The sequence below is a fragment of the Streptomyces sp. NPDC001002 genome (assembly GCF_053599215.1).
The window spans coordinates 1-26,443 of the sequence record NZ_JBSFLV010000124.1; the positions used below are offsets into that span (position 1 = coordinate 1).

The following is a 26,443-nucleotide window of genomic DNA, read 5'->3' on the forward strand; positions in this document are numbered from 1 at the left end:
AAGGCCGAGGACTCCAAGTGCTGCGAAACGTGACGGAAAAGTGAGGCGTCCATTCGGTCGTCGCGACGGCCGAACAAGCGCCCGCAGAACGGGAGTCCGGTAGGCCGCGGAAGCGTATCGAGGCCCCTGTCTGCTGGTCCGGGATCGATCACCGGAGAGGAACGGCCCGCTCCGCCGGTCGGTCGACCGGTCGACCGGGACGCGCCGCGTCTTTCCGATCTCGTCCGGATTTGGACCACCCGGGTCTCGCGATACGGACGGCGGCCGGCCGACGCGGGCCGACCGCCGTGCGCGAGCGTCGGGTGTGCGGGGCCGTCAGGCGCAGAGCACCCGGGTCTCGGGCGTGTAGGCCGGGCCGCCGCTGAGGTTCGTGCTGTCGCTGAACTCGATGTAGTAGTACGAGTAGAAGCCGATGTTGCCGTTGCAGCCGGAGTCGGCGGCGATCTGCAGCGTCAGGGTCACGGTACGGCTCTGACCGGGCGGGATGGTCGCGCCGTAGTTGGTGCCGAGGTTGGCGGGGCCGGTGCCCGAGCACGGGGTGGAGCCGGTGGCGGTGGCCAGCGTGCACCCGGTGAAGCTGTACTTCAGGTCGGGGCGCTGGGTGGTCAGCCAGGTCGGGTCGATCGTCTGGTACACGAACCAGACGTCGTAGGTGTGGTTGTTGGTGAGCGTCATCGACAGGTTCACCGTGCCGCCGGGCGTGGTGGTCGCGCTGTCGGTCGAGAAGGTCACGTCGGCCTGGGCGGCCGGGGCCGCGCTCGCGCTGGGGGTCAGGCCGAACACGGCGAGGGCGAGGGCGAGTACGGCGGTGAGGCCGAGGCGTCTCAGCAGTGTGGATCTCATGGCTCGGGAGGCTAGGCAGAGGCCCCGCGCCCCGTCTGCCCCGCGAAGCACAGCGGGCACTCAGGTCGGCCAAAAGTGCATGTCTTGTGAAGGCGTTGTAAACGCTTCGTCACGTGGTGCTTCGTGGCTGGCCGCGGTCGGCCGTGCTCGACGGTGGCCGGGCGTAATTGGCGAATTTCCCACTGTTGTCACCATGGGACGTTCTTTGCCAACACACCTCACGTACCGCCGAGTTTCACATCGGCGACACCCGACCCTTCCCTGACGTTCGGCGCCCTTGCAAAACTCGCAGCGCGCGGATTCCGTAATGTTCCAGAGGAGAGGCCCTTCCCCATGCCCGAAGTCAACCGGCGCAGATTCCTCCAACTCGCGGGCGCCACCACGGCCTTCACCGCGCTCTCCAGCAGCATCGAGCGCGCCGCGGCACTGCCCGCGAACCACCGCACGGGGTCGATCGAGGACGTCGAGCACATCGTCGTCCTGATGCAGGAGAACCGCTCGTTCGACCACTACTTCGGCTCGCTCAGGGGCGTCCGGGGCTTCGGCGACCCGCGCCCGGTGACCTGGCCGAACGGCACGTCCGTGTGGCACCAGAAGGACAGCTCCGGCAAGGAGATCCTGCCCTTCCACCCCGACGCCGACGACCTGGGCCTCGCCTTCATCCAGGACCTCCCGCACGGCTGGAACGACGGCCACGCCGCCTTCAACGCGGGCAAGTACGACAAGTGGGTGCCGTCCAAGGGCTCCACGACGATGGCGTACCTGAACCGCGACGACATCCCGTTCCACTACGCGCTCGCCGACTCCTTCACCATCTGCGACGCCTACCACTGCTCGTTCATCGGCTCGACGGACCCCAACCGCTACTACATGTGGACGGGTTACACGGGCAACGACGGCAAGGGCGGCGGCCCGGTCCTCGGCAACGACGAGGTCGGCTACAGCTGGACCACCTACCCCGAGCGCCTGGAGCAGGCCGGCGTCTCCTGGAAGATCTACCAGGACGTCGGCGACGGCCTCGACGCGGCCGGCGGCTGGGGCTGGATCGACGACGCCTACCGCGGCAACTACGGCGACAACTCGCTGCTGTACTTCAACCAGTACCGCAACGCCAAGCCCGGCGACCCGCTCTACGACAAGGCCCGCACCGGCACCGACGCCACCAAGGGCGAGGGCTTCTTCGACCAGCTGAAGGCCGACGTCAAGGGCGGCAAGCTGCCCAAGATCTCCTGGATCGTCGCCCCCGAGGCCTTCACCGAGCACCCCAACTGGCCCGCCAATTACGGCGCTTGGTACGTCTCCCAGGTCCTGGACGCGCTCACCGCCGACCCCAAGGTGTGGGGCAAGACGGCGCTGTTCATCACCTACGACGAGAACGACGGCTTCTTCGACCACCTGGTCCCGCCGTTCCCGGCCGGCTCCGCCGCGCAGGGCAAGTCGACGATCGACCCCACGCTCGACCTGTTCGCGGGCGACAGCGGCCACCCGGCCGGCCCCTACGGACTCGGTCAGCGCGTGCCGATGCTGGTCGTCTCGCCCTGGAGCAAGGGCGGCTTCGTCTGCTCCGAGACGCTCGACCACACCTCGATCATCCGGTTCATGGAGCGCCGCTTCGGCGTCCACGAGCCCAACATCTCGCCCTGGCGGCGGGCCGTCTGCGGAGACCTGACCGCAGCCTTCGACTTCTCGGACAAGGACACCAAACCGGTCGCCCTGCCCGACACCGACGGCTACGAGCCGCCGGACAAGGTCCGCCACCCGGACTATGTTCCGACCCCGCCTGCCAAGGGTGTCCTGCCCAAGCAGGAGCGCGGTCTGCGCCTGGCCCGTCCGCTCAAGTACGCCCCGCGCGTGGACGGTTCGGTGGACGCGACGGCCGGCAAGTTCACGCTGAGCTTCGCCTCCGGCAGCAAGGCCGGCGCCGCCTTCCTGGTCACCTCCGGCAACCGCACCGACGGCCCCTGGAGCTACACCACCGAGGCCGGCAAGACCGTCTCCGACACCTGGAACTCGGCGTACTCGAACGGCTCGTACGACCTCACCGTGCACGGCCCCAACGGCTTCCTGCGCACCTTCAAGGGGTCGAACAAGACCGCGGGCCCCGAGGTCACCGCCCGGCACACCGGCGACGACGTCGAGCTGACCTTCACCAACAAGGGCTCCCGCACGGCCAAGTTGAAGCTGTCCGGCGGCTACGGCTGCCACCCGCGGACGTTCAGCGTGCGCCCCGGAGCCACCGTGCACCACACGGTCGACCTCGCGGCGAGCAAGCGGTGGTACGACCTGACGGTCACGTCCGAGACGGACACGGCGTTCCTGCGCCGCTTCGCCGGACACGTGGAGAACGGCCGCCCCGGTGTGAGCGACCCGGCGATCATCACGAGGTGAGAAGGGCGCGGGGTACTGTGCGCCGGTGACCACTGATCGGAACGTCCCGGACGATTCGCAGACACCGGCCGCCCAGGAGACGCCCCAGCACGCCGGGGTCGCGTACAGCGGCCCCGGCTGCGCGCTCTTCACGGAGCCGGTCCTGGTGGTCGGCCGGAAGGCCGAGCGGATCGAGCTGACCGAACAGGCCGAGCCGGCCAACGAGTACAAGGTCATGGATCAGCACGGCACCGGGATCGGTTCGGTCACGGAGGTCGTACAGAGCACGCTGAAGACGGCGCTCCGCTTCCGCTCCGGCCTCGACGGGTTCCTCAACCACCGGCTGGAGATCCGGGACGCGGACGGACAGTCGCAGTTGCTGCTGTCCCGGCCGGCGAAGCTCCTCAGGCCGCAGGTCACCGTGACCCGTCCGGACGGGACGCCCGTCGGCGAGATCGTCCAGCAGGAGGAGGCCGAGGGGATCGACTTCGCGCTCCTCACGCCCGAGTACCAGCTGATCGGCGCGATCAGGGCGGAGAACCGGCAGGCCTGGAACTTCTCGGTCGTCGACGACTACGACCGCGAGGTCGCCCGGATCTCCAAGTCCTGGGAGGGCCTGGCCCGGACGGCGTTCACGGCCGCGGACCACTACGCCCTGCAGATCCACCACCAGTTGCCCGAACCCCTGCTGAGTCTGGTCGTCGCGGCGGCCCTCACCGTGGACACGGCCCTGAAGCAGGGCGAGAGCGGCCTCGGCTGATCGCCGTTCCGGTACGGCGATCAGAGCGCGGTGAGGTGCCCCGGTTCTGGTTGGCGGGGCACCAACGCCGGTTCCTGGGACGCCGTTTCGGGCTTCAGAGCCAGTACGGCCGCAACCGGGTGCTCGTCGTCGACGGCCGGTACGGGATAGCTGTCCGCGTACTTGTCCGTGTACTTGTCCGCGGCGAGCGCCTCGGGCGTCGCCCGGGTGAGCAGCACGACACCCCAGGACGCGAGGCCCGCACCCGCGAGGGCCAGCAGCACACCCGCCGCCCCGCCCTGCAGCCGTTCGCCGAGCAGCGCGAGTCCGATCGCCGCGGCGGCCACCGGATTGGCCAGTGTCACCACGGCCAGCGGTGCGCCGAGGCCGCCCCGGTAGGCGGTCTGCGACAGCAGCAGCCCGCCCGTCGCGAAGGCCGCGACCAGCAGCGCCACCCCGATCACCTGCCAGCTCAGCAGCGGACCCGAACGGTCCGTCGCGGCCACCGTCACGGTCTGGGTGAGCGCGGAGGCGACACCTGAGGCGAAGCCGGACGCGCTCGCGTGCCGCAGCCCCGGCCGGGCACCCGGCCACGCCAGCATGCCGATGAGCGTCGCCGTGACACCCGCGACCCCCACCGCCTCGGGCACGCTCAGCACCGTCTCCGGCGCCTGCCCGGACGCGGTCACGAGGATCGCGGACAGACCAAGCAACGTCAGGGCAGTACCCCGCCACTCCACGGAACTGACCTTGCGGCCGGCGATCCGCGCCCCCATCGGCACCGCGGCGACGAGCGTGAGCGCGCCGAGCGGCTGGACCACGGTCAGCGGACCGTACTTGAGGGCGACCACGTGCAGCAGCGCGGCGGACGCGTTGAGCAGCACCGACCACCACCAGGCGGTCGAGCCGAGCAGCCGCACCAGGCCCGAGCCGGGGTGGCGGGAGGCCAGTCGCTCCTGGGCGACAGCGGCGGCCGCGTAGGCGACGGCGGAGAAGAGGGACAGGACGACGGCGACGGCGGTGGCGCTCATCGGCCCGCTCCGACCAGGACGTTCTCGTCGGTCGACGAGGAGGTCTGTGATCCGGCCGATCCTTCGGCCGGTACGAGCTTCTTCGTGCCCTCCGCGCCGCGCCCGGCGGTCGTCGCCGTGCGCTGCGGCCGGTGGATCAGGGCGAGTGCGGCGCCGAGCATGGCGGTCGCCACGATCGCGTCGAGCCAGTAGTGGTTCGCGGTCCCCACGATCACCATCAGGGTGACCAGCGGGTGCAGCAGCCACAGCCAGCGCCAGCGCGTGCGGGTGGCGGCGATCAGGCCGACGGCCACCATCAGGGCCCAGCCGAAGTGCAGCGAGGGCATCGCCGCGAACTGGTTCGACAGGTGGTCGGAGGAGGGCGGGCCGTAGACCGAGGGCCCGTACACGCGCGCGGTGTCGACGAGGCCGGTCGCGGCCAGCATCCGCGGCGGCGCCAGCGGGAAGACGAAGGGGAGCACCAGGGCGGCCGAGGTGACCGTGGCCAGGACCCGGCGGGCCCACACGTAGTGCGCGGGGCGCCGCAGATAGAGCCAGACCAGGAAGGCCGCGGTGGCCGGGAAGTGGACCGTCGCGTAGTAGGTGTTCGCGATCTGGGCCAGGTCGTCGCCGTGCAGCAGCAGGGACTGCACGGAGCCCTCGCCGGGGAGATGGAGCGTCCGTTCCAGGTCCCACACGCGGGTCGCGTTGTGGAGAGCCTCACCGGTGTGGCCCGTGGCCAGCTGCCGGCCGAACTTGTAGACGAGGAAGAGTCCTGCGACGAGCAGGAGCTCACGGACGACCGGAGGCCGCGCTATCGCGTCGGTCTCCCCTTCTGCAGGCTCGGTGCGGGCATTCATCCCCCGGCCCTTTCGCTGGTGCGTGTGGTGGTGCGGTATGAGACTCCGGCCGCGGCCGGAACTCATCGATACGTCGCCGTACCGATACGCCAGTGTACCGATACGAATGAGTACCGGTACACTGGCGTATCGATAGATGTTCTTCACACCAAGAAAGTGCTGCACACTGGAATAACCGGCCCCCGGACGGGGGACCGCGAGACCGGAGCGAGGAGAAGAGCCGATGACGTCGCAGGCCGCGGAAGAACCGGAGACGGTCGCCGCCTCGCGCCGCTCCAAGATCACGCGGGAGCGTGAGCAGGAGTTCTTCGACGCCGTGCTCGAACAGGTCCGCGAGTGCGGGTACGACTCCGTGACCATGGAGGGCGTCGCCGCGAGCACGCGCTGCAGCAAGTCGACGCTCTACCGTCAGTGGCGGACCAAGCCCCAGTTCGTGGCGGCGGCGCTGCGCTCGGGCCGCAAGGTGCGCTTCGACGGCATCGACACCGGCTCACTCGCCGAGGATCTGCGCCAGGTCGCGCGGGCCGCCGCGCAGTGGGGACACAAGGACACCAAGCTCCTCTCGGCGCTCGGCCACGCCATCACCCAGGACCCCGAGCTCCAACAGGCCCTGCGCGAGGCGCTCGTCGACCCCGAGATCTGCGCGATGCAGGGCATTCTGCGGCGTGGTGTGGAGCGGGGTGAGGTCGCCGCCGACCATCCGGCGCTGCCGTATGTGCCGGCGCAGATGTTCGGTGTGATGCGGGCGCGGCCCGTCCTGGAGGGCGAGGACGCCGACCCCGAGTATCTCGTCCGTTTCGTGGAGGCCGCCGTGCTACCGACACTCGGCCTCACCTGAGAATCAGGTCGCCGTCCACGGGATGACTGGACGGTGGCCTGCTCGCGCCGCACCGTGGGGACGGGGGCGGCGCGTAACCCCGGCCGGGCGGGGCCTCTCTTGAGCGGAGGGGGCCCTGCCCGGCCGATCCATGTCCGGGGCGGTTCAGACGGTCTGGCCGTCGCCGCTTCCGGTGGACACCTTGATGCCCTTGGTGATGTCGTCGATGACGCTCTGTTTCTCGCCGACGTCGACGCCGAAGCGGATCACGACGATCAGCTTCGGGTTGGCGGGCGCGGGGAAGGCGAGCGACTCGACGTAGCCGTCGGCGCCCTTGCTGGTGACCGCCTTCCAGCGGACCAGATAGCCCTTCTGCCCGGCCACCGTGACGGCCTTGGAGGCCAGCACGTCGTGCGAGGTGATCGAACCGTAGGTCTTGCCGCCGTACGACTCGTTCGCGTTCGTCGAGATGTCGGCCTTGGCGACCGCCTCGGCCGTGGTCCCCGCGGTGCCCAGCGCCTGGGCGGGTGCCGAGTAGGCGCCGCCCTTGGTGCAGGACTGCGAGGTGTCGCCGGGGCACTTGTAGGAGTCGTTGGACGTCACCTGCGCGCCGACCGAGATCGCCTGGCCGTACCAGTCCTTCGGGATCGGGATGCTGATCCCGCTGATCGAGTCGGTCACCGAGCCGCTCTCGATCTTCGGCGCCTCGGACTGGCTCGGGCCGGGCGCGGGAGTGCCACCGCCGGATCCGCCGCTGCCGCCGGACCCACCGGAGCCGCCGTCGCCGCCGAACGGGCCGCCCTGACCGCCGCCGTTCTGCCCGCCGGCGGTGCCCGGGCCCTGTTGCGCGGTACCGCCGTTCGAGCCGTCGTCGCCGGTCAGCGCCCATACGCCCACACCGATGGCGGCGAGCACCGCGACGGCGACCGCGACGGCTATGCCCGTGCGCAACCCGCGCCGCGGGGGCGCCGGCGGCTGCCCGGGATACGCCGGATAGGCCGGGTAACCCGGCTGCACCGGATACCCCGCGACCGTCGGCGCCTGAGCCGTGGGACCCCATTCGGCGGCCGAGCCCGCGGGGCGGGTCTGGTCCGTCCATGCCTTGCCGTCCCACCAGCGCTCGGCGGCGGGACCCTCACTTGTCTGCCCGGGATCGGGATACCACCCGGGAGGAGTCACCTGCGTCATGTCCCCACCGTATGAGGCGTCAGTGAAAGCGGGATGAGAGGACCCCGCCTTCCGGACACGAAGACGGTCCGGGACCTCGGGACACAGCCTCCGCAACATGTTCTGCCCCGGCTCCGGACCACCCCCTCAGGCCACCACCAACCGCACCGGCGCCCGCGCCCCCGCAGCCGGCAGTCGCCACCCCGCCCGCCCCGGCGTGATCGACCCGAGCACGCTCGCGTGCCGCGCGCCCGTGCTGACCGGATCGGTGCCGGGCAGGCCGTGCGCGGTCAGGAAACCGAGTACGGCGAAGGCGTACGCCTCTTTCGCGTCCGAGGGGAGGCCCAGTTCGTCGGAGGTGCGTACCGGCACTCCGGGCAGCCGTCGCGCCAGCATCTCCATGAGCGTCGGGTTGCGGATGCCGCCGCCCGAGGCGATGACCTCGGTGCCGTCCACGGAGTGCACCGCGTCCGCGACCGTCTCGGCCGTCAGACGGGTGAGCGTGGCGACCACGTCCTCGGCCCGCAGCGTCCCGAACCCCGCGAGCGCGTCCCGCAGATACCCGAGGTGGAACAGCTCCTTGCCCGTCGTCTTCGGCGCGGGCAGTCCGTAGTACGGCTCCGCCAGCAGCCGGCGCAACAGCGGCTCGTGCACGCTGCCGCGGGCGGCCACCGCCCCGTCGACGTCGTACGCGAACCGCCCGCCGCTGAACCCGCTCGCCGCCGCGTCGATCAGTGCGCACCCGGGACCCGTGTCGAAGGCGGTCCCGTCGGGTGCGGTGAGGTTGGCGATGCCGCCGATGTTCAGCGCGACGGGCGTGCCGGGGCGGCCGCGCAGCCACAGCAGGTCGAACAGGCTGACCAGGGGCGCGCCCTGACCGCCCGCGGCGATGTCCCGCGGCCGGAAGTCGGCGACCACCGGCAGCCCGGTCGCCTCGGCGATCCAGGCCGGCTGCCCGAGCTGGAGCGTGCCGTGGACGGTGGCGCCCTCGACCCAGTGGAAGACGGTCTGTCCGTGCGAGGCCACCAACTCGGCGCTCCCGTCGCACAGTTCGCGATCCGCCCGCACAGCCGCCGCCGCGAAGGCCTGCCCGATCCGGGTGTCGAGCCGGCACACCTCGGCCAGTGAGCAGGTCCCCGGTGGCAGGGCGTTCGCGAGCGCCTCCCGCAGATCCTCGTCGTACGGCTCGCTCACCATCCCGAGCGGCTTCAGTACGAGGCTGTCGTCGACGAGGCTCAGCTCGGCCGCCGCCGCGTCGATGGCGTCGTAGGACGTGCCCGACATCAGGCCGATCACCCGCATCCGTTCAACTCGCCTTTCTCTCCACCGTGTTTCTCCGCTGTGTTCCTCTTCGGCTTCCTGGCCAGCGCCAGCACACTCACCGCACAGGTCACCGCCGCGTAGTACCCAGGAATGTCGACGTTCCCCGTGCGCTCCACGGTTTCCGTGATGATGAGCCCGGCGCAGCCCGAGAACACGGCATTCGACAGGGCGTAGGCGAGTCCCAGGCCCGTATGGCGCACGGTCGTCGGGAAGAGTTCGGCGAGCATCGCGGGACCCGGCCCCGCCATCAGCCCCACCACCGCGCCCGCGCCGAACAGCGCCGCCCCCTTCACCGCGTCCGAAGTCGCCCTGTCCTGAAGGAGGTTGAGCAGCGGCAGTGCGAGGACCACCACGAGCAGCGCGCCCGTCAGCATCACCGCCCGCCGCCCGATCCGGTCGCTCAGCGCGCCCGCCGGCAGGATCGTGGCCGCGAACCCCAGGTTGGCCAGCGCGGTGGCGAGCAGCGCCTGCTGGAAGGACGCGTTCAGCGTGCTCTGCAGATAGGACGGCAGCACGACCAGGAACGTGTACCCGGCCGCCGCCCAGCCCATGACCCGCCCCGCCCCCAGGGCGATCGCGCCGGCCACCTCACGCGGAGGAGGTCGCACGGTCGCCGCCTCCCGCACGAACTCCGGTGTCTCGTCCAGCCGCAGCCTGAGCCCGAGCGCCGCGAGCCCCATCGGCAGCGTCAGCAGGAACGGCAACCGCCAGCCCCAGTCGTGCAGTTGAGACTCCGTCAGCAGACCGCCCAGTACCGCCGCCACACCCGCACCGGCCAGCAGTCCCAGCGCCACCGTGAACGACTGCCACGACCCGTACAACCCCCGCCGGCCCGGCGGCGCGAACTCCGTCATCACCGCCACCGCACCCCCGAACTCCCCACCCGCGGACAGCCCTTGGACCACCCGCAGAAAGGTCAGCAGCCACGGCGCGACAGCGCCCGCGGTCGCGTACGTCGGCAGCGCGCCGATCAGCGTGGTCGCGCCCGTCATCAGCACGATCACCAGGATCAGCACCGGACGGCGGCCGATCCGGTCGCCAAGGCGCCCGAACACGGCCGCGCCGACGGGCCGGAAGAAGAACGCCAGCGCGAACGACGCGTACGTCCGCACCAGTGCCTCCGCCTCACCACCGCCCACCGGCGTGAAGAAGCGCGCGGCGATGACGGTCGCGAAACAGCCGTAGACCCCGAACTCGTACCACTCGACGAAGTTGCCAACCGACCCCGCCGCCAGCGCCCGTAGCGCAGCCGAGCCCCTCGCCGTGGGGCGTTGTCCGAAAATCACTGTCATTTGAACGCCTTTGACTGTCTGTCACTTCAACACAGGCAGGTCACCGTGCCGACGCGTCGACCGCGCGAACCCGCCGTCACCCGTCACGGCAACAGCTGCCCGGACCCGCCTCCACTTCGGCATTCGTGCGGCTACGCTCAAGGGCTGTACGTCGTTCGGGCGACTTGGGGAGGTAGCGGGATGACGGAGGTAGGGCCCATGGAGGCCGCCTCGGACCCCCTCTGGGAGCGCGAGGAAGAAGTCGCCGCGGTCGAGCGCGCTCGACACCCTGCAGTCGAACAACGTGAGCGCGGGCAGCCTGCTGGTGGTCCGGGGCGAGGCCGGCATCGGCAAGACCGCGCTGCTCGCGGAGACCCGCCGCATCGCCGAGCGCCGCGGCTGCACGGTATGGGCGGCCCGCGGCGGCGAGACCCTGCGGTCCGTCCCCTTCAACGTCGTACGGCAACTGCTGCAGCCCGCGCTGCTGTCGCTGATGCCGGAGGAGGCCCGCGAGTACCTCGGCGACTGGTTCGACATCGCCGGACCCGCCCTCGGCATCGCGGAGCCGGGCGAGCGTCAGGCCGACCCGCAGGGCGTGTGCGACGGACTGGTCGCCGCGGTGCGCCGGCTGGCCCGGCGCGACTGGCCCCTCGTGCTGCTGATCGACGACGCCCACTGGGCCGACCAGGAGACCCTGCGCTGGCTCGCCGCCTTCGCCGAGCGCCTCGACGACCTCTCCGTGCTGCTCGTCGTGGCCCACCGCCCCGGCGAGGTCTCCGGCGAGAGCGCCCGCCACCTCGACACGGTCGCCGCCGCGGGCCGCCCCCTCGACGACCTCAGCGCCCTGACCCCGGACGCCACCGCCGGACTCACCCGCGCCACCCTGGGCCCGCACGCGGACGCCCCGTTCTGCCGCGAGGTCTGGGCCGTCACCGGCGGCAACCCGTACGAGACCGTCGAACTCCTCGCCAAGGTGCAGGACAGCGACCTGGAACCGACCGAGGGCGCCGCCGCCGAACTGCGCGCCCTCAACCGCTCCGCCCGCGGCGGCGGACTCGTCGCCCGCCTGGAGGAACTCGGCATCGACGCCACCCGGTTCGCCTGGGCGGCCGCCATCCTCGGCACCGGCATCTCCGTCGGCCTGGTAGCCAGGCTCGCCACCCTGGAGTACGAGAACGCCTCGCGCTGCGCCGACCTCCTGCGCTCCGCCCGCATCCTCACCGAACCCGACCCGGCGAGCCACCAAGTGGGCGACGGCGACCTGGAGTTCGTCCACCCGCTGATCGCCACGGCCGTCTACAACTCCATCCCCGACGCCCTGTGCACCGCCATGCACGGCATCGCCGCCAAGGTCGTCACCGACTACGGATTCGGCGCCGCCATGGCCTCGCGCCATCTCCTCCAGGTGCACCCGGACAGCGACGAGGAACTCGTCGAGCAACTGCGCGAGGCCGCTCGCGAACACCTCGCCGTCGGCGCCCCCGACGCGGCCCGCCGCTGCCTGGAACGCGCCCTGGTGGAGCCGCCCGTGGCCACGGTCCACGCCTCCGTCCTCTACGAACTCGGCTGCGCCACCCTGCTCACCGCGCCCGCCCGGACCATCGCGCACCTCCAGACGGCCCTCGCGATGCCGGGCCTCGACAGCGACACCCGCGTGGAGGCCGTCTACCGCCTTTCCCAAGCGCTGCTCCACAACGACCAGTTGGACGAGGCCGTCCGCACGGTCGAGGCGGAGACCGCCCGGCACGAGGACGGCCCCGCCCGACTGCGGCTGCAGGCCGTGCACTTCATGTGGGAGGGCATCCACGCCGGCGAGACCAGCTCACCCGGACGCTCCGAGCAGCTCGCCGCACTCGTCGCGACCTGCACCGGCCGCGACAACTCCGAGCGCGCCCTGCTCATCCTGCGCGGCTTCGACGCGATGACCCACGGCGAGAACGCGGAGGAGGTCGTCGAGCTGTGCGACCGCGCCCTCGTCAACGGCCGCCTCGCACCCGGCCTCGGCTGGACCGACACCGAGTGGGGCATCGAGCTGCTGATGATGCTCGCCGGCTCCTACGCCTACAGCGACCGCCTCGACCGCGCCGAGTCCCTCTACAACGAAGCCCTGCGCGCCTACGAATCGGCCGGCTGGAGCGGCGGCCACCTCTCCCTGGCGCACGCCTACGTCGGCCTCGGACACCGCAGGCGCGGCCGGCTGCGGGAGGCCGAGTCCTCTCTGCGCGAGTCGCTGCGGCTGGCCGAGCGCGTCGGCCGCGGCCTGCCCCTGTACTGGTCGGCGACCTGCAACCTGGTCGACGTGCTGCTCGCCCGCGGCCATGTCGACGAGGCCTGGGCGATCGCCGAACAGTACGGCTTCGCACCGCCGTACCCCTCGACCATCGTGCTGCCCGACCCGCGCTCGGTGCGCGGCCGGCTGCTGCTGGCCGTAGGCCGCACCAAGGACGCCATCAACGAACTGGAGCAGGCCGAGAAGGCCGCCACCGCCCGCGGCCACCACAACCCGGTGCTCGTGCCCTGGGCCGTCGACCTCGCCCCCGCGCTCGCCACCGAAGACCCGGTCCGCGCCGCCCAGTTGGTCACCGACGTCCGCCGCCGGGCCGAGCGTTTCGGCACCGACACGGCCATCGGCGAGGCCCTGCGCTGCGCCGCCGCCCTGGAGACCGGCCAGCGCGCGGTACGCCTGGCCGCCCAGGCCGTCGCCTATCTGGAGGCCTCGCCCTGCCAGTACGAACACGCGGCGGCCCGCGTCGAGTACGGCATCGCCGCCCGCTCGGTCGCCGAGCTCAACCGGGGCCTGACGCTGGCGCGTTCGTGCGGCGCGGACGGACTGGCGACGAAGGCGCGGGAGGTGCTGGACACGGGCCGCGGACTGCGCTGAGCGGCAGACGTCGGCTCATCCGGCCTCAGAGTGCCAGCAGTTGATCGGTCACCGCCGCCAGCCGCTTGCGCACCGCCGGGTCGTACGTCTCCTCGTGCGCCCGCGCCGGACGGGTGCCGTCGAAGTAGCCGCCCGTGCCCGACTCCTGGGTGGCCAGGGCCAGTACGCCGGGCGCTCCGTCGGCCACGGTGTTCCAGGGCGTCACACCGCCCTCGCGGACCATCGCCGTGTCCATGAAGGTCGCCGGGTGCAGCACGTTCACCGAGACACCCGTGCCGGCCAGCTCCTCGGCGAGCGTGAAGGTGTACGCGGCCAGCGCGAACTTGCTGCGGCAGTACGCGGCGAAGCCGCCGTAGCCACGCGTGAACTCGGGGTCGTCGGGGTCGAGGGGTTCCTGTCCCGCCGAGCCGACGTTGACGATCCGGGCCGGCGAGCCGGCGCGCAGTACGGGCAGCAGAGTGCGGGTGAGCGCGACCGGCGCCAAGTAGTTGACGGCGAGCCGGAGTTCATGGCCGTCGACGCTCAACTCCCGGCCGCTGCCGGGTGCGCCGGCCCCGACGCCAGCGTTGTTGATCAGCACGTTCAGCTCGGGATGTGCGGCGGCGACCTGCTCGCCCAGCTCACGCACCTGGGCCAGCGAGGCGAGATCGGCGACGAACCCCTCGGCGTCGCCCTCGGTGCGCAACTCCTGCACCAGCCGCTCAGTACGGCCCGGGTCGCGGCCGTGGGCGAGGACGAGGTGTCCGGCACGAACAAGTTCGAAGGCGAGGTAGCGGCCGAGGCCGGAGGTGGCACCGGTGATCAGAAGGGTGGACATAGCCCCACAGTAGGCACGCTTCGGGCCCCTGTGCGAGGCACTTCTGGGGCTACGACCACCAGGGACACCTTCCCCACCCTCACTCGTCCTCCTCCGCCAGCACCCGCTGCGCGGTCGCGAACGCCGAGTTCGCCGCAGGGACCCCGCAGTACACGGCCGTCTGGAGCAGCACCGCGCCGATCTCCTCGGGGGTGAGCCCGTTGCGCCGGGCCGCCCGCACATGCATGGCCAGCTCGTCGTAGTGCCCGTGCGCGACCAGCGCGGTGAGCGTGATCATGCTGCGCTCGCGGCGGGTCAGCGTCGGGTCGGTCCAGATCTCGCCCCAGGCGTAGCGCGAGATGAAGTCCTGGAAGCGGGCGGTGAAGGGAGTCTGCCGGGCCTGCGCGCGGTCCACGTGCGCGTCCCCGAGCACCTCGCGCCGCACCTCCATGCCCCGCTTGGCGCCACCGTCGAGATGCGCCCGTAGCGCGGTGAGGACGGCCTCGGGGCACTGCGCCGGTGCGAGGTGCGAGGCCCCAGGGATCTCCACCAGCGCCGCGCCCGGCACCGCGTCCGCGATCTCCCGCAGATGCGCGGGCGGGGTGGCTGGATCGTCGCGGCCGGCGATCGCCAGGGTCCGCGCGGAGATCTCGCCGAGCCGGTCGCGCAGGTCGAAGGCGGCCAGCGCGTCACAGCAGGCGGCATAGCCCTCGGGGTCGGCCTCCGCGTGGTCCCGGACCAGCTCCGGCACGGTGAAGTCACCTGAGAACCAACGGGCGTCGGCGCTTTCCACGAGCCATGCCAGCCCCTCCCGCCGGACCCGCTCGGCCCGTTCCTCCCAGGCCTTGGCGCCGTTGAAGTGGGCCGAGGAGCAGATCACCGCCAGCGACTCGACGCGCTCCGGGTGATCCACGGCAAGCTGCAGCCCGACCGCACCGCCCAGCGACACCCCCGCGTACGCGAACCGCTCGATGCCCAGCGAGTCGGCGAGCGCGAGCACGAGATCGGCCAGGTCAGAGACCGTCGCCCCCTTCCTGATCAGCTCGGCGGCCGAACCGCCGTGCCCGGGCAGGTCCCAGCGCACCACGCGACGGGTGACCGACAGCTCGGGCGCGACCTTGTCCCACAGGGCGTACGAGGTGCCCAGCGAGGGCCCGAGCAGCAGCGGGGGAGCGGAAGTGGGTCCCTCGGCACGGTGGTTGAGCAGCAGATCGGTCAACGTCGCTCCAGGGCACGGTCGGTGAGGGCTCCGGCGGAGCCGGTGTAGCGGGCGGGGTCGGTGAGCTCGTCGAGGTCGACGTCCTTCAACTCGGGCTCCGCCGCGAGAAGTTCGGCGAGCGAGCGGCCCTCGCTGTAGGTCCGCCCGGCCACCGCCGTGAGCAGAGCCTTGGCGCGGGCCCGGCCGAGCACGGGGGCCAGTTCGGCGGAGAGCCGTTCCGAGACGATCAACCCATGGGTCAGCGCGAGGTGTTCGCGCATGGCCGCCGCGTCGACCCGCAGCCCCTCGGCCAGTTCGGCGGCGTCCCGCGCGGCCCCGCCGACCAGCCGGAGCAGATCCCGCAGCGGCTCCCACTCGGCATGCCAGGCCCCGGCGGGCCGCTCGTCCTCGGCGACCAGCGACCCGTACAGCGTGGCCGCGAGCTGAGGCGCCCGTCGGGCGGCGGCGACGATCAGCGTGGACCGTACGGGATTGGCCTTGTGCGGCATGGCCGACGAACCGCCGCCACTGCCTTCCGTGACCTCGGCGAGCTCGGTCCGGGCGAGCGTGAGCACGTCCGTCGCCGCCTTGCCCAGTGCCCCGGCCGTGAAGGCGAGACACCCGGCGAGATCGGCGATCGGGGTGCGCAGGGTGTGCCAGGGGAGGGCGGGTTCGCGCAGGCCGAGTTCGCGGGCGTAGGCCGCCACGAGGGCCAACGGGTCCTGGCTGCCGTACGCCGTGAAGGCGGCCAAGGTCCCGGCCGCGCCGCCGAGTTGGGCGGGCAGTCCGGCACGTACCGCCTCGATCCGGTCCCGTGCGTCGAGGACCAGGGACCGCCAGCCGGCCGCCTTCAGCCCGAATGTCGTCGGGACGGCGTGCTGGGTGAGGGTGCGGCCCGGCATCGGGGTGTCCCGGTGGTCGGCTGCCAGCCGGGCCAGGGCTCGCTCGGTGCGGCCGAGGTCGGCCAGGACCAGGTCCAGCGTCCGCGTCGCGACCAGCATCGTCGCCGTGTCCAGGATGTCCTGGCTGGTCGCGCCCCGGTGGACGTAGGGCCCGTACTCCGCGCCGACCGCCTTCGTCAGGTCCGCGACCAGCGGGATGACCGGGTTGCCGCCGGACCGGGCGCGCTCGGCGAGGGAGCGCGTGTCGAAGCGGTCGGTGTCGGCCGCCTCCGTCACCGCGTCGGCCGCCCTGGCCGGGGCGAGCCCGAGGGAGGCCTGGGCCCGGGTCAGGGCGGCCTCGGCGGCGAGCAGCGCCCGCAGGTACGCGGTGTCGTCGGTCGCCGAGGCGGCCGGCGAGCCTGTCCACCCGGGGGCGAGCAGGCCGGTGTCGGGATCGACAGAAGTCACTGGTACTCCAGGAAGACCGTTTCGCCTTCGCCCTGAAGGCGGATGTCGAAACGGTATGTGCCGTCGCCCCCGTCCGTGGCGATCAGCGTGTCGCGTCGCTCGTCCGGCACCCGGGACAGCAGCGGGTCGGCGGCCAGCGCGGCCTCGTCGCCCGGCAGATAGATCCGGGTGTACAGGTGCGTCAGCAGCCCGCGCGCGAACACGCACACGCTGATGTACGGCGCGCTCAGCCCGCGCGCCCCCGGCCGCAGGGTCCGCGCGTACCAGTGACCGTCGGCGTCCGTCTGGATCCGCCCCCAGCCGGTGAACTCCACGCCGTTGCGGCCCAGATAGCCGCCGGTCGCCGGGTCGCGCCTGATCGAGCCGTTGGCGGTCGGCACGTTGCCGTCGGGGTCGGCGCCCCACAGTTCCACGAGCGCGTCCGGCAGCGGGGTGCCCTCGCCGTCGTAGACGTGTCCCTGGACGGTGATCGTGTCGGGGTGGCCGACGGGTGCGATGTCACCGCCGCCGGGGAAGGGCAGCGCGTAGCCGTAGAAGGGGCCGACCGTGTGCGAGGGGGTGGGCAGGACGGCGTCCGGACGGCTCGTGTCGATCTTCGTCATGGCGGGTCAGCGTCCTTCTTCGATCCAGGTGGCGTGCGGGCCGTCCAGCACGATGTCCCAGTGGTAGCCCATCGAGAATTCGGGCACCGACAGGCTGTGGTCGTACGTCGCGACCAGCCGCTGGCGTGCCGCGTCGTCCGTGACCGACTGAATGATCGGGTCGTAGGGGAAGAGCGGGTCGCTGGGGAAGTACATCTGCGTCACGAGCCGCTGCGTGAACGCCGTGCCGAACATCGAGAAGTGGATGTGCGCCGGCCGCCAGGCGTTGACGTGGTTGCGCCAGGGGTAGGGCCCCGGCTGGATCGTGGTGAAGCGGTACGCGCCGTCGGCGTCGGAGATCGTGCGGCCGACGCCGGTGAAGTTCGGGTCCAGCGGGGCGTCGTGCTGCTCGCGCTGGTGCGCGTAGCGGCCCGCCGAGTTGGCCTGCCAGATCTCGATCAACTGGCCCCGGACGGGCCGCCCTTCGCGGTCCAGGAGCCGCCCGGACACCGTGATCCGCTCGCCGATTGGCTCGGCCCGGTGGTGCCGGGTGAGGTCGTTGTCGATCTCCGTTATGTCGCGGTCGCCGAAGGCGGGGGAGTGCAGCTCCACCAGCTCCGGGTCCTGGCTGACGTCGATGGCGACCGGCGGCTGCTTCGGGTGCCGCAGCACTGAGGAGCGGTACGGCGCGTACTCGCGGCGCGGGTGGTGCTCGACGGGGGCGCCGTCGGCGACGCGCTTCTCGTAGGCGGCGTGCTCGGCCGCGATCTCCTGGTCGATGTCCTGCTGGGTGAGAGTCATGGGGGTTCCCTGGCGTTCCGTTACTGGCGTTCGAGGACGAGGGCCAGTCCCTGACCCACGCCGATGCAGAGGGTGGCGACACCGACTCCCGTGCCCTTGCGGGCGAGTTGGTGGGCGACGGTACCGGCGAGGCGGGCACCGGAGGCGCCGAGCGGGTGGCCCAGCGCGATGGCGCCGCCCTGCGGGTTGAGGATCGCCGGGTCGAACTCGGGCCATTCGGCGACGCATCCGAGCACCTGGGCGGCGAAGGCCTCGTTCAGTTCGAGGACTGACAGGTCGTCAAATCCCTTGCCCGCCTTGGTGAGCGCGCGGTTCACGGCCTCGACAGGGGCGAGGCCGAAGTACTGCGGGTCGACTGCGTTCACGCCGGTGGCGGACACCCGGGCGAGCGGCTCGCGCCCGGTCGCCTTGAGGCCCTCCTCGTCCACCAACAGCAGTGCCGCGGCACCGTCGTTGAGCGGCGAGGCGTTGCCCGCGGTGACCGTGCCGCCCTCGGTGCGGAAGGACGGCTGGAGCCGAGCCATGGCGGCCAGGGAGGCGTCGGCGCGTACGGACTCGTCGGCGGCGAAGGGGACCGGGTCGCCCTTGCGCTGCGGGACCGGCACGGGCGTGATCTCGCCGTCGAAGAGACCCTCGGCCTGGGCCTTGGCCGCCTTCTGGTGGCTGGCGAGCGCGAACTCGTCCTGCTGCTCGCGGCTGATCTTGTGCTTGTCGGCGATGAGTTCGGCGGACTCGCCCAGCGGGATGGTCCACTCCGGGTTCATCCTCGGGTTGACCATGCGCCAGCCCAGGGTGGTCGAGTACAGCTCGGTGTGCCCGGCGGGGAAGGGCCGCTCCGACTTGGGCAGCACGTACGGCGCGCGGGTCATCGACTCCACGCCACCGGCCACGGCGATGGAGGCGTCGCCCACCGCGATGGCGCGGGCCGCCTGGATGACGGCTTCGAGGCCGGAGGCGCACAGGCGGTTGACGGTCACGCCCGGCACGGAGGTGGGGAGGCCGGCCAGCAGTCCTGCCATGCGGGCGACGTTGCGGTTCTCCTCGCCGGCGCCGTTGGCGTTGCCGAGGTAGACGTCCTCGATGCGGGCCGGGTCCAGGTCGGGCGTACGGGTGAGGAGTTCACGGATGGCGTGGGCGGCGAGGTCGTCCGGGCGGACGCTCGCGAGGCCGCCGCTGTAACGGCCGATCGGGGTGCGGACCGCGTCGACGATGTAAACCGAGTTCACAGCAGAACCTCCGGGACGGTCAGTTTCGCGTCGGTCTTGGCGATGACCTCGTCCACACTCACACCGGGCGCGGTCTCGACGAGGACCAGGCCGTCCTCGGTCACGTCGATCACGCCCAGGTCGGTGATGACTCGGTTCACACACGCTTTGCCTGTGAGCGGCAGCGCGCACTCCGTGAGGATCTTCGGTGAGCCGTCCTTGGCGGTGTGGGTCATGACGACGATGACGTAGCGGGCGCCGTGGACCAGGTCCATCGCCCCGCCGATCCCGGTGATCAGCTTGCCGGGGATGGCCCAGTTCGCCAGGTCACCGCCGGCCGACACCTGCATGGCGCCGAGCACGGCCACGTCGATGTGCCCGCCCCGGATCATCGAGAAGGACAGCGCCGAGTCGAAGAAGGAGGCTCCCGGCAGGACCGTGACGGTCTCCTTGCCGGCGTTGATCAGATCCGGGTCGACCTGGTCCTCGGTCGGGTAGGGACCGGTGCCCAGGATGCCGTTCTCGGACTCCAGGACCACCTCGACGCCGGGCGGGAGATAGTTCGGGATCAGGGTCGGCAGGCCGATGCCGAGATTGACGTACTGCCCGTCCCGAAGTTCGCGCGCCGCGCGGGCCGCCATCTGTTCGCGTGTCCAGGCCATCAGCTGCTCACCGTCCGCTGCTCGATCCGCTTGTCGGCGGCCTGCTCGGGGGTGAGCGCCACCACCCGCTGCACGAAGATCCCGGGCAGATGCACCGCGTCCGGGTCGATCTCGCCGGGCTCGACCAGCTCCTCGACCTCGGCGATCGTGATCCGGCCCGCCATCGCGGCGAGGGGGTTGAAGTTGCGCGTGGACTTGTTGAAGACCAGGTTGCCGTGCCGGTCGCCCTTCGCCGCCCGCACGAGCGCGAAGTCGGTGCGGATGCCCCGTTCCAGCACGTACTCGGTGCCGTCGAAGTCCCGCACCTCCTTCGGTGGCGAGGCGAGCGCGACCCCGCCCTCACCGTCGTACCGCCAGGGCAGTCCGCCATCGGCGACCTGGGTGCCGACGCCCGCCGGGGTGTAGAACGCGGGGATCCCGGCGCCACCGGCCCGCAGCCGTTCGGCCAGCGTGCCCTGGGGGATCAGCTCCACTTCCAGCTCGCCGGCCAGGTACTGGCGCGCGAACTCCTTGTTCCCGCCGATGTACGAGCCCGTCACCCGGGCGATCCGGCCCGCCGCGAGGAGCACCGCGAGGCCCGACTCCATCGCGCCGCAGTTGTTGGAGACCACGCCGAGACCGGTGACCTCGCGCTCGTACAGGGCCTGGATGAGCACGTTCGGCACGCCGCTCAGGCCGAAGCCGCCGACCGCGAGCGTCGCGCCGTCCGGCACATCGGCCACCGCCTCGGAGGCTGTGGGGACCACCTTGTCCATCCGCGAAGCTCCATCTCGTCCGGAGTCCATCCAGGCACTGTCCACCAGGGCGCTGTCCTTCAGAACACTGTTCATCAGAGCACTGAGCATCCTGGTGAAGTTTCCTTCACGCTGCCACTGGACGCGTGCGACGTCAAGAGCTGGGAGAAGTGTGAGGTCAGCGGTGGCGCAGCCATGGAGACAACCCGGGGATGCGCGAGTATCGTCAGTGCACCAACCAATTCGACCTCGGGGGCGGACATGGCCGCGCTGGACCTCACCACCCACCCCGGGCATCTGGCCCGGCGGCTGCAGCAGGCGCACTACCTGCTGTGGAACACGATGGTCTCGGAGGAGATCACCTCGCCGCAGTTCGCGGTCCTCAACGCGCTCGTCGAGGAGCCGGGCCTGGACCAGCGCACGGTGGGGGAGCGGGTGGGCCTCGACCGGTCCACGATCGCCGAGGTGATCAGCCGGCTCGGCCGGCGCGGACTGCTCGACAAGGTGCGCGACCCGCAGGACGGCCGCCGGTTCCTGCTCCGCCTCACCGACGAGGGCGAGCGCACCCACAGGAAGCTGAGTGTGCGCACGGCCCGGATGAACTGCGTCTTCCTGTCGCCCCTCTCCGCAGCGGAACAGTCGGTGTTCTGCGACCTCATCCAGCGGGTCGCCGACGCGGCCGAGGGGCTCCGCAATCCGGCGGAACCCCTCGTGACACAGCGCTGAGCGGCAGAACTGGTCCGACCCGGCCTGATCCGATCCAGCCCGATCCGATTCGATCCGGCGCGATCCGGTCCGACCGCCCGTCAGGACGCCTTCGCGAACACCACCCACACCTGCCCCTTGGCGAAGTGCACCGGCGAGCCGTCCTTCGTCGTGAACTCCGTGCCGTCCTCGGCGTTCGCGCGCTTCCAGTCGACGTCGTAGGCCCGTCCGCCGCGCAGTACCTGTGCCGTCCCGGAGCCCACCGTCTCGGTGTACGGCGTGTTGTTGCCGAGGACGTCGTGGAAGCGGGAGGTGCGCACCTTCACGTACTGCACGACGACCGTCGCCGGTGCCACCCGCTTCCCGTCGGTCGTCACCGTCGGCGTCCCGTCCATCGAGACCAGCCAACGGCCGCTGTTCGCCGACCAGTTGAAGGTGAAGGAGGCGGACGGGTAGCGCACGGTCCGCGAGGTCTCCTTCGTGCCGCCGGAGGGTGCCGCGCCGAAGGTGAAACCGTTCGTCAGCGCGTCGGCGCCCGGGGCGGAGGACATCAGCTTGGACGGGTGGAGGTAGAGGTTGTGCGGGGCGGCATTGTCGGTGCCCCGGTAGTAGGCACCGTTGGATGCGTCGCCCGGCGGGACCGCACGCAGCGGCGCCTTGTCGATCAGCGGCAGCAGTTTGTGCTGCGCTCCGGAGAAGGCGAGCGTCGGGTCGTCGTACTGGCGCAGCAGTTCCAGATCGGACTCCCGCGCGCTGCGCACCGGACCGATCGACTTCGGCAGCTGGGTCGCGTACACCGCCATCAGTCTGCTCAGGCCGCCCTCGACCTGCTCGGCGTAGACGACGTCGGCGGCGCGCAGTCCGGTCTGCGGGCGGGCCGCGCGGACGTTGTCGATCTTCACGGCGAGTACGGAGCCGGCGTTCTTGTTGCCGTCGGCACTCTTGCTGGGGGTCGGGACCGGCGTCCGCAGCTGTCCGCGACCGTCGTCCACCGGGTTGTGCGTTCCCGTGCAGCCGGCCGCGAGCGCCGCCGTCACCGTGGCGGCCAGCAGCGCCACCGTCGTCGAGGCGCGTCGTGTGCGCGCCGTGCGTCCCTTGCCCACCGTGGCACCACATCCTGTGTCATCGATTGTGCGCTTATAAGTTCATAGCTGCGCATACCCCCTCGATGACGATTGCGCGCGTCGAATGGGCCGATCGGCCGCAGGCCGTCGTCCGTGGTGATGGCCGGGGGCCTGTGCCCGGTCGTGGTGCCCGGCCGCGAGCGGCTCGAAAATCCCGAGCCGATCGGCCGCGGCCCCGGCAGGATGCCCCCTGTGAACCATGTCCTGTGCGGGCTCGCCGCCAACGCGGCCCTGCCGTCCGAGCTGGTCGACCGGCTGATCGCGGTGGCGGACGCCGACATCGCCGTGGACCTCGCCGGTCGGGAGGATCTCAGCCGTGCGCAGGCGGTCGCGCTGCTCTCGCGCGTCGAGGAGAGCGGTGTACGGCTCGCGTACGAGGGCCGGCTGACCGCCGCCGACGTGGATCCCGTGGCCCAGCCGCTCGCCGCCCTCGCCCTGCTCGACGAGGGCGCCGGTGACCCGGACTGGGCGCGCCTCTTCGCCGCGGATCCGGACCGGCGGCGCAGGGAGAAGCTGGCGGCCTGCGCCGACCTCCCGGCCGATGTGGTGGAGGCGCTCGCCGCGGACTCGGACGTACGCGTGGTCGCGGAACTCGCGCTGTGGACCACGGCGGAAGCGGCCGCCGGGCTGGCCGAGCATCCGCATGCGGAGGTCCGGCGCGCGGTGGCGGCCAATGAGTCGACGCCCCCGGACGTACTGGCGGCGCTCGTCACCGGCGAGGGGCTGCCGCCCGCGCGGCGGTGCCTGGTCTGCGACCGCGAGGCGACGCCGTTCGTGCACGACGCGCACTGCCCGCGGACCGACTGCGATCTGCTGCCGGGCGCCTCCTGCGACGGCTCCCACGAGTCCGCCGTGCACGAGCTGCAGGAGGCTGCCCTGCGAAACCCGGCGACTCCCGCCGAGGCCGTCGTCGGCTTCGCGGACCACCCCTCGACGATCCTGCGCTGGACGCTCGCCGCCCGCTCCGACCTGCCTCCGGAGGTGTACCGGCGGCTGGCCGCGGACCCCACCCCCGGTGTCCGGGCCGACCTCGCCGGGAATCCCGCGATCGACGACGACCTGATCCGCACGCTGGCCGACGACGGTGGCCACGACGTGCGGCGCAGCCTCGCGCACAACGAGCACGTGCCGCTCGACGTGCTCGTCCGGCTGGCCGATGCCGCCAAGATCGGCGCCACTCTGCTGCCGCGGATCGCCGCCGCGACTCCCGCCGAGGTTCGGGAGTTGGCCCGGTCGTCGAACCCGGCCGCGCGCATGCTGGTGGCCCAACGGCGCGATCTGCAGCCCGAGTTCCGGGACGCGTTGGCCGCCGACCCCGACGCGAAAGTGGTCAAGTCCATCGCGCCGCATCCGGGTCTCACCGAGGCACAGTTGCGGGCCATGGCCGACCGGCACGGGGTCCGGGTCCTGGCCAAGGTGGCGACCAACCCGGACGCGAGTCCGGCGCTGCTGGAGGACCTGACCCGGCACGAACCGCCGGTGCAGAAGGCGTTCCGCGAGATCGCTCGGCACCGGAGGGCGACGGCCCGGGCTCTGCTGGCCTGCCTGGCGGACCACCAGGCGAGGCCGATAGCCGCGGGGCATCCGGCACTCCCGGTGGCGGTCATCGTGGACCTGCTCGCCGACGACGACTGGCAGGTGGTGGAAGCGGCGGCCGCCAACCCGTCGCTGCCGCTCGCCGTGATGTCGGATCTCGTGCCCCAGCTGTGAGTGCGCCGCCCACTCAGGGGAGCGCTCGGGCCTGCCGGCCATGCGCCCGACCGCCGTCCCTCAGTCCTGCGGCCCGAAGATCTCCGCGAGGTCGTACCCGACCGGCTCCTCCAGCTGCGCGTACGTGCAGCTCTCGGGGGTGCGGTCCGGGCGCCAGCGGCGGAAGCGAGCGGTGTGGCGGAAGCGGGCGCCGTTCTCCATGTGGTCGTAGGCCACCTCGGCCACCCACTCGGGGCGCAGCGGCACCCAGGACAGGTCCTTCTTGCCGGACCAGCGGCTGGGGGCGCCGGGCAGCCGGGCCGTCTCGTGCGCCGACTCCTGGTCCCAGGCCGCCCAGGGGTGGCCCTCGACGTCCTCCATCCGCAGCGGCTCCAGCTCGTCGATCAGCTCGGCGCGCCGCTTCATCGGGAACGCGGCCGACACGCCCACGTGCTGGAGGGTGCCCTGGTCGTCGTGGAGTCCGAGCAGCAGCGAGCCCACGATCGGGCCGCTCTTGTGCAGGCGGTAGCCCGCGACGACGACGTCCGCCGTGCGCTCGTGCTTGATCTTGAACATGGCGCGTTCGTCCTGGAGGTAGTGCACGGTGAGCGGCTTGGCGATCACGCCGTCCAGACCCGCCCCCTCGTACTGCTCGAACCAGCGCCGCGCCACCTCGATGTCGGTGGTCGCCGGGGCCACGTGCACGGGCGGCGACACCCCTGCCAGCGCCATGGTGAGCAGCGCCCGCCGGTCCGCGAGCGGGACGTCGAGCAGCGACTCGTCCGCAAGGGCCAGCAGGTCGAAGGCCACGAAGGACGCCGGGGTCCGCTCGGCGAGGGTGCGCACCCGGGAGTCCGCCGGGTGGATCCGCTCGGTGAGCGCGTCGAAGTCGAGCCGCCCGTCCCGGGCGATGACGATCTCCCCGTCCAGCACGCACCGCCGCGGCAACCGCTCCACGAGCGCCGCCACCAGCTCGGGGAAGTACCTGGTCAACGGCTTGCCCGTACGACTCCCGAGCTCGACGTCGGCCCCGTCCCGGAACACGATCGCCCGGAACCCGTCCCACTTCGCCTCGTACTGCATGTCCGGCGGGATCCTCGCCACCGACTTGGCGAGCATCGGCTTCACGGGTGGCATCACCGGCAGGTCCATGGCTCCGATTCTGCTCCCATACGAAGCCTGCCGCCCGGTGTGCGTGGGACCCGAGGTGCGCCTACCGTGGCCGCATGGCCGAAGCGGTGGAACTGGAAGCGGGCGGCCGCACCGTCCGGCTGTCCAGCCCGAGCAAGATCTTCTTTCCCGAGCGCGGATTCACCAAGCTGGACCTGGCGAACTACTACATCGCCGTCGGCCCCGGGATCCTGCGCGCCCTGCGCAACCGCCCCACCACCCTGGAGCGCTATCCCGACGGGGTGACCGGCGAGAACTTCTTCCAGAAGCGGGCGCCCAAGAACATGCCCGACTGGATCCCGACCGCGCACATCACCTTCCCCAGCGGTCGCAGCGCCGACGAGATGTGCCCGACCGAGGAGGCCGCCGTGCTGTGGGCCGCCCAGTACGGCACGCTCACCTTCCACCCCTGGCCGGTCCGCCGCGACGACGTCGACCACCCCGACGAACTCCGCATCGACCTCGACCCGCAGCCCGGCACCGACTTCGACGACGCCGTCCGCGCCGCCTACGAACTCCGCGCCGTCCTGGACGAGTTCGGCGGTCTGAAGGGTTTCCCCAAGACGTCCGGCGGACGCGGCCTGCACGTCTTCGTGCCGATCGAGCCCAACTGGACCTTCACCGAGGTCCGCCGCGCCGCCATCGCCGTCGGCCGTGAGCTGGAGCGCCGGATGCCGGACCAGGTGACCATCAAGTGGTGGAAGGAGGAGCGCGGCGAGCGCATCTTCGTCGACTACAACCAGACGGCGCGCGACCGCACCATCGCCTCCGCCTATTCGGTACGACCCCGCCCGCACGCCCCCGTGTCCGCGCCCCTGACCTGGGACGAGGTCGGCACCGCGCACCCCCAGGACTTCGACATCGCCACCATGCCGGCGCGCTTCGCCGAACTCGGCGACGTGCACGCGGACATGGACGACCACCGCTTCTCGCTCGAAGCCCTCCTCGAACTCGCCCGGCGCGACGAACACGATCACGGGCTCGGCGATCTGCCCTATCCGCCGGAGTATCCGAAGATGCCGGGCGAGCCTAAGCGGGTGCAGCCGAGCCGGGCGAAGAAGGAGGCGCCGCCGGCCGAGTAGTCCCGGCCGGCGGCCTCCTGGGTGCCGAGCGCGATGGACGGGGCCTGGACGATCTTGTCGCCGTCCGCC

At 71.7% G+C, this 26,443-nt stretch carries 22 protein-coding genes and 1 pseudogene; 7 read left to right on the forward strand and 16 right to left on the reverse strand.

The features are described 5' to 3' along the window. Positions 1–315 precede the first annotated feature (315 nt). A complete protein-coding gene (locus ACWDR3_RS37010) occupies positions 316–843 on the reverse strand; it encodes a hypothetical protein (protein ID WP_450356959.1) in 528 nt (175 codons plus the stop codon). Positions 844–1,176: 333 nt separating this feature from the next. Here ACWDR3_RS37010 and ACWDR3_RS37015 point away from each other — a divergent pair, with 333 nt between their 5' ends. After that, complete coding sequence (locus ACWDR3_RS37015; RefSeq protein WP_450356960.1) at positions 1,177–3,231, forward strand: phosphocholine-specific phospholipase C; 2,055 nt, start codon at positions 1,177–1,179, stop codon at positions 3,229–3,231. Positions 3,232–3,256: 25 nt separating this feature from the next. Next, the gene (locus tag ACWDR3_RS37020) at positions 3,257–3,970 is read left to right on the forward strand and encodes a phospholipid scramblase-related protein (RefSeq protein WP_450356961.1); all 714 of its coding nucleotides are present in this window, start codon (positions 3,257–3,259) and stop codon (positions 3,968–3,970) included. 20 nt (positions 3,971–3,990) lie between these two features. On the opposite strand, the gene ACWDR3_RS37025 is transcribed toward ACWDR3_RS37020, so the two are convergent. Then, positions 3,991–4,980, reverse strand: coding sequence for a hypothetical protein (locus ACWDR3_RS37025; protein ID WP_450356962.1), 990 nt, complete (start codon positions 4,978–4,980; stop codon positions 3,991–3,993). Next, a complete protein-coding gene (locus tag ACWDR3_RS37030; protein ID WP_450356963.1) occupies positions 4,977–5,819 on the reverse strand; it encodes a phosphatase PAP2 family protein in 843 nt (280 codons plus the stop codon). The genes ACWDR3_RS37025 and ACWDR3_RS37030 overlap by 4 nt, the downstream gene beginning before the upstream one ends. A 223-nt stretch (positions 5,820–6,042) precedes the next feature. Here ACWDR3_RS37030 and ACWDR3_RS37035 point away from each other — a divergent pair, with 223 nt between their 5' ends. Further along, positions 6,043–6,657, forward strand: coding sequence for a TetR/AcrR family transcriptional regulator C-terminal ligand-binding domain-containing protein (locus tag ACWDR3_RS37035; RefSeq protein WP_450356964.1), 615 nt, complete (start codon positions 6,043–6,045; stop codon positions 6,655–6,657). 144 nt (positions 6,658–6,801) lie between these two features. Here the strand turns inward: ACWDR3_RS37035 and ACWDR3_RS37040 are convergent, their stop codons facing one another. The 3 genes from ACWDR3_RS37040 to ACWDR3_RS37050 all read right to left on the reverse strand — a co-directional run bounded on the left by ACWDR3_RS37040 (position 6,802) and on the right by ACWDR3_RS37050 (position 10,418). Further along, a complete protein-coding gene (locus tag ACWDR3_RS37040) occupies positions 6,802–7,824 on the reverse strand; it encodes a DUF2510 domain-containing protein (protein WP_450356965.1) in 1,023 nt (340 codons plus the stop codon). A gap of 126 nt (positions 7,825–7,950) precedes the next feature. Further along, on the reverse strand, positions 7,951–9,105 hold the full coding sequence (locus tag ACWDR3_RS37045; RefSeq protein WP_450356966.1) for an anhydro-N-acetylmuramic acid kinase: 1,155 nt from the start codon (positions 9,103–9,105) through the stop codon (positions 7,951–7,953). Beyond that, positions 9,096–10,418, reverse strand: a complete 1,323-nt coding sequence (locus tag ACWDR3_RS37050) for an MFS transporter (RefSeq protein ID WP_450356967.1) — start codon at positions 10,416–10,418, stop codon at positions 9,096–9,098. The genes ACWDR3_RS37045 and ACWDR3_RS37050 overlap by 10 nt, the downstream gene beginning before the upstream one ends. 180 nt (positions 10,419–10,598) lie before the next feature. Here ACWDR3_RS37050 and ACWDR3_RS37055 point away from each other — a divergent pair. Continuing rightward, a pseudogene (locus ACWDR3_RS37055) lies at positions 10,599–13,278 on the forward strand (ATP-binding protein). 25 nt (positions 13,279–13,303) lie between these two features. Here ACWDR3_RS37055 and ACWDR3_RS37060 read toward each other — a convergent pair. The 8 genes from ACWDR3_RS37060 to ACWDR3_RS37095 all read right to left on the reverse strand — a co-directional run bounded on the left by ACWDR3_RS37060 (position 13,304) and on the right by ACWDR3_RS37095 (position 20,625). After that, positions 13,304–14,095 (reverse strand): SDR family NAD(P)-dependent oxidoreductase, encoded by a 792-nt coding sequence (locus tag ACWDR3_RS37060; RefSeq protein ID WP_450356968.1) that lies wholly within the window; start codon positions 14,093–14,095, stop codon positions 13,304–13,306. Between the two features lie 79 nt (positions 14,096–14,174). Next, positions 14,175–15,293: a bifunctional 3-oxoadipate enol-lactonase/4-carboxymuconolactone decarboxylase PcaDC gene (gene pcaDC, locus ACWDR3_RS37065; RefSeq protein ID WP_450356969.1), complete on the reverse strand. Its 1,119-nt coding sequence runs from the start codon at positions 15,291–15,293 to the stop codon at positions 14,175–14,177. Further along, the gene (gene pcaB, locus ACWDR3_RS37070; RefSeq protein ID WP_450356970.1) at positions 15,290–16,621 is read right to left on the reverse strand and encodes a 3-carboxy-cis,cis-muconate cycloisomerase; all 1,332 of its coding nucleotides are present in this window, start codon (positions 16,619–16,621) and stop codon (positions 15,290–15,292) included. Before pcaB ends, pcaDC begins: the two co-directional genes overlap by 4 nt. Beyond that, the gene (gene pcaG / locus ACWDR3_RS37075; protein WP_450356971.1) at positions 16,618–17,223 is read right to left on the reverse strand and encodes a protocatechuate 3,4-dioxygenase subunit alpha; all 606 of its coding nucleotides are present in this window, start codon (positions 17,221–17,223) and stop codon (positions 16,618–16,620) included. Before pcaG ends, pcaB begins: the two co-directional genes overlap by 4 nt. A 6-nt stretch (positions 17,224–17,229) precedes the next feature. After that, the gene (gene pcaH / locus ACWDR3_RS37080; RefSeq protein WP_450356972.1) at positions 17,230–18,003 is read right to left on the reverse strand and encodes a protocatechuate 3,4-dioxygenase subunit beta; all 774 of its coding nucleotides are present in this window, start codon (positions 18,001–18,003) and stop codon (positions 17,230–17,232) included. 20 nt (positions 18,004–18,023) lie between these two features. Beyond that, entirely contained in the window at positions 18,024–19,229 is a 1,206-nt protein-coding gene (locus ACWDR3_RS37085) for a thiolase family protein (protein ID WP_450356973.1), read from the reverse strand. After that, positions 19,226–19,870 (reverse strand): CoA transferase subunit B, encoded by a 645-nt coding sequence (locus ACWDR3_RS37090; protein ID WP_450356974.1) that lies wholly within the window; start codon positions 19,868–19,870, stop codon positions 19,226–19,228. The genes ACWDR3_RS37085 and ACWDR3_RS37090 overlap by 4 nt, the downstream gene beginning before the upstream one ends. Continuing rightward, a complete protein-coding gene (locus ACWDR3_RS37095; RefSeq protein WP_450356980.1) occupies positions 19,870–20,625 on the reverse strand; it encodes a CoA transferase subunit A in 756 nt (251 codons plus the stop codon). Before ACWDR3_RS37095 ends, ACWDR3_RS37090 begins: the two co-directional genes overlap by 1 nt. Before the next feature lie 240 nt (positions 20,626–20,865). Between ACWDR3_RS37095 and ACWDR3_RS37100 the strand changes: the two genes are divergently transcribed. Continuing rightward, positions 20,866–21,330 (forward strand): MarR family winged helix-turn-helix transcriptional regulator, encoded by a 465-nt coding sequence (locus ACWDR3_RS37100; RefSeq protein WP_450356975.1) that lies wholly within the window; start codon positions 20,866–20,868, stop codon positions 21,328–21,330. 80 nt (positions 21,331–21,410) lie between these two features. On the opposite strand, the gene ACWDR3_RS37105 is transcribed toward ACWDR3_RS37100, so the two are convergent. After that, positions 21,411–22,412, reverse strand: coding sequence for a DUF3048 domain-containing protein (locus tag ACWDR3_RS37105; protein ID WP_450356976.1), 1,002 nt, complete (start codon positions 22,410–22,412; stop codon positions 21,411–21,413). Between the two features lie 213 nt (positions 22,413–22,625). Between ACWDR3_RS37105 and ACWDR3_RS37110 the strand changes: the two genes are divergently transcribed. Continuing rightward, a complete protein-coding gene (locus tag ACWDR3_RS37110) occupies positions 22,626–24,143 on the forward strand; it encodes a hypothetical protein (protein WP_450356977.1) in 1,518 nt (505 codons plus the stop codon). A 60-nt stretch (positions 24,144–24,203) separates the two neighbouring features. Here ACWDR3_RS37110 and ACWDR3_RS37115 read toward each other — a convergent pair whose 3' ends face one another. Continuing rightward, the gene (locus tag ACWDR3_RS37115; RefSeq protein ID WP_450356978.1) at positions 24,204–25,274 is read right to left on the reverse strand and encodes an ATP-dependent DNA ligase; all 1,071 of its coding nucleotides are present in this window, start codon (positions 25,272–25,274) and stop codon (positions 24,204–24,206) included. A 74-nt stretch (positions 25,275–25,348) separates the two neighbouring features. On the opposite strand from ACWDR3_RS37115, the gene ligD reads away from it, so the two are divergent. Then, positions 25,349–26,374 (forward strand): non-homologous end-joining DNA ligase, encoded by a 1,026-nt coding sequence (gene ligD / locus ACWDR3_RS37120; protein ID WP_450356979.1) that lies wholly within the window; start codon positions 25,349–25,351, stop codon positions 26,372–26,374. Positions 26,375–26,443: the final 69 nt, after the last annotated feature.

Bases quoted from the DNA above. Each gene is read 5' to 3' on its own strand.
- ACWDR3_RS37010 (WP_450356959.1), bottom strand. From the start codon at position 843: ATGAGATCCACACTGCTGAGACGCCTCGGCCTCACCGCCGTACTCGCC.
- ACWDR3_RS37015 (WP_450356960.1), top strand. From the start codon at position 1,177: ATGCCCGAAGTCAACCGGCGCAGATTCCTCCAACTCGCGGGCGCCACC.
- ACWDR3_RS37025 (WP_450356962.1), bottom strand. From the start codon at position 4,980: ATGAGCGCCACCGCCGTCGCCGTCGTCCTGTCCCTCTTCTCCGCCGTC.
- ACWDR3_RS37030 (WP_450356963.1), bottom strand. From the start codon at position 5,819: ATGAATGCCCGCACCGAGCCTGCAGAAGGGGAGACCGACGCGATAGCG.
- ACWDR3_RS37035 (WP_450356964.1), top strand. From the start codon at position 6,043: ATGACGTCGCAGGCCGCGGAAGAACCGGAGACGGTCGCCGCCTCGCGC.
- ACWDR3_RS37040 (WP_450356965.1), bottom strand. From the start codon at position 7,824: ATGACGCAGGTGACTCCTCCCGGGTGGTATCCCGATCCCGGGCAGACA.
- ACWDR3_RS37045 (WP_450356966.1), bottom strand. From the start codon at position 9,105: ATGCGGGTGATCGGCCTGATGTCGGGCACGTCCTACGACGCCATCGAC.
- ACWDR3_RS37050 (WP_450356967.1), bottom strand. From the start codon at position 10,418: ATGACAGTGATTTTCGGACAACGCCCCACGGCGAGGGGCTCGGCTGCG.
- ACWDR3_RS37060 (WP_450356968.1), bottom strand. From the start codon at position 14,095: ATGTCCACCCTTCTGATCACCGGTGCCACCTCCGGCCTCGGCCGCTAC.
- pcaG (WP_450356971.1), bottom strand. From the start codon at position 17,223: ATGACGAAGATCGACACGAGCCGTCCGGACGCCGTCCTGCCCACCCCC.
- pcaH (WP_450356972.1), bottom strand. From the start codon at position 18,003: ATGACTCTCACCCAGCAGGACATCGACCAGGAGATCGCGGCCGAGCAC.
- ACWDR3_RS37090 (WP_450356974.1), bottom strand. From the start codon at position 19,870: ATGGCCTGGACACGCGAACAGATGGCGGCCCGCGCGGCGCGCGAACTT.
- ACWDR3_RS37095 (WP_450356980.1), bottom strand. From the start codon at position 20,625: ATGGACAAGGTGGTCCCCACAGCCTCCGAGGCGGTGGCCGATGTGCCG.
- ACWDR3_RS37100 (WP_450356975.1), top strand. From the start codon at position 20,866: ATGGCCGCGCTGGACCTCACCACCCACCCCGGGCATCTGGCCCGGCGG.
- ACWDR3_RS37115 (WP_450356978.1), bottom strand. From the start codon at position 25,274: ATGGACCTGCCGGTGATGCCACCCGTGAAGCCGATGCTCGCCAAGTCG.
- ligD (WP_450356979.1), top strand. From the start codon at position 25,349: ATGGCCGAAGCGGTGGAACTGGAAGCGGGCGGCCGCACCGTCCGGCTG.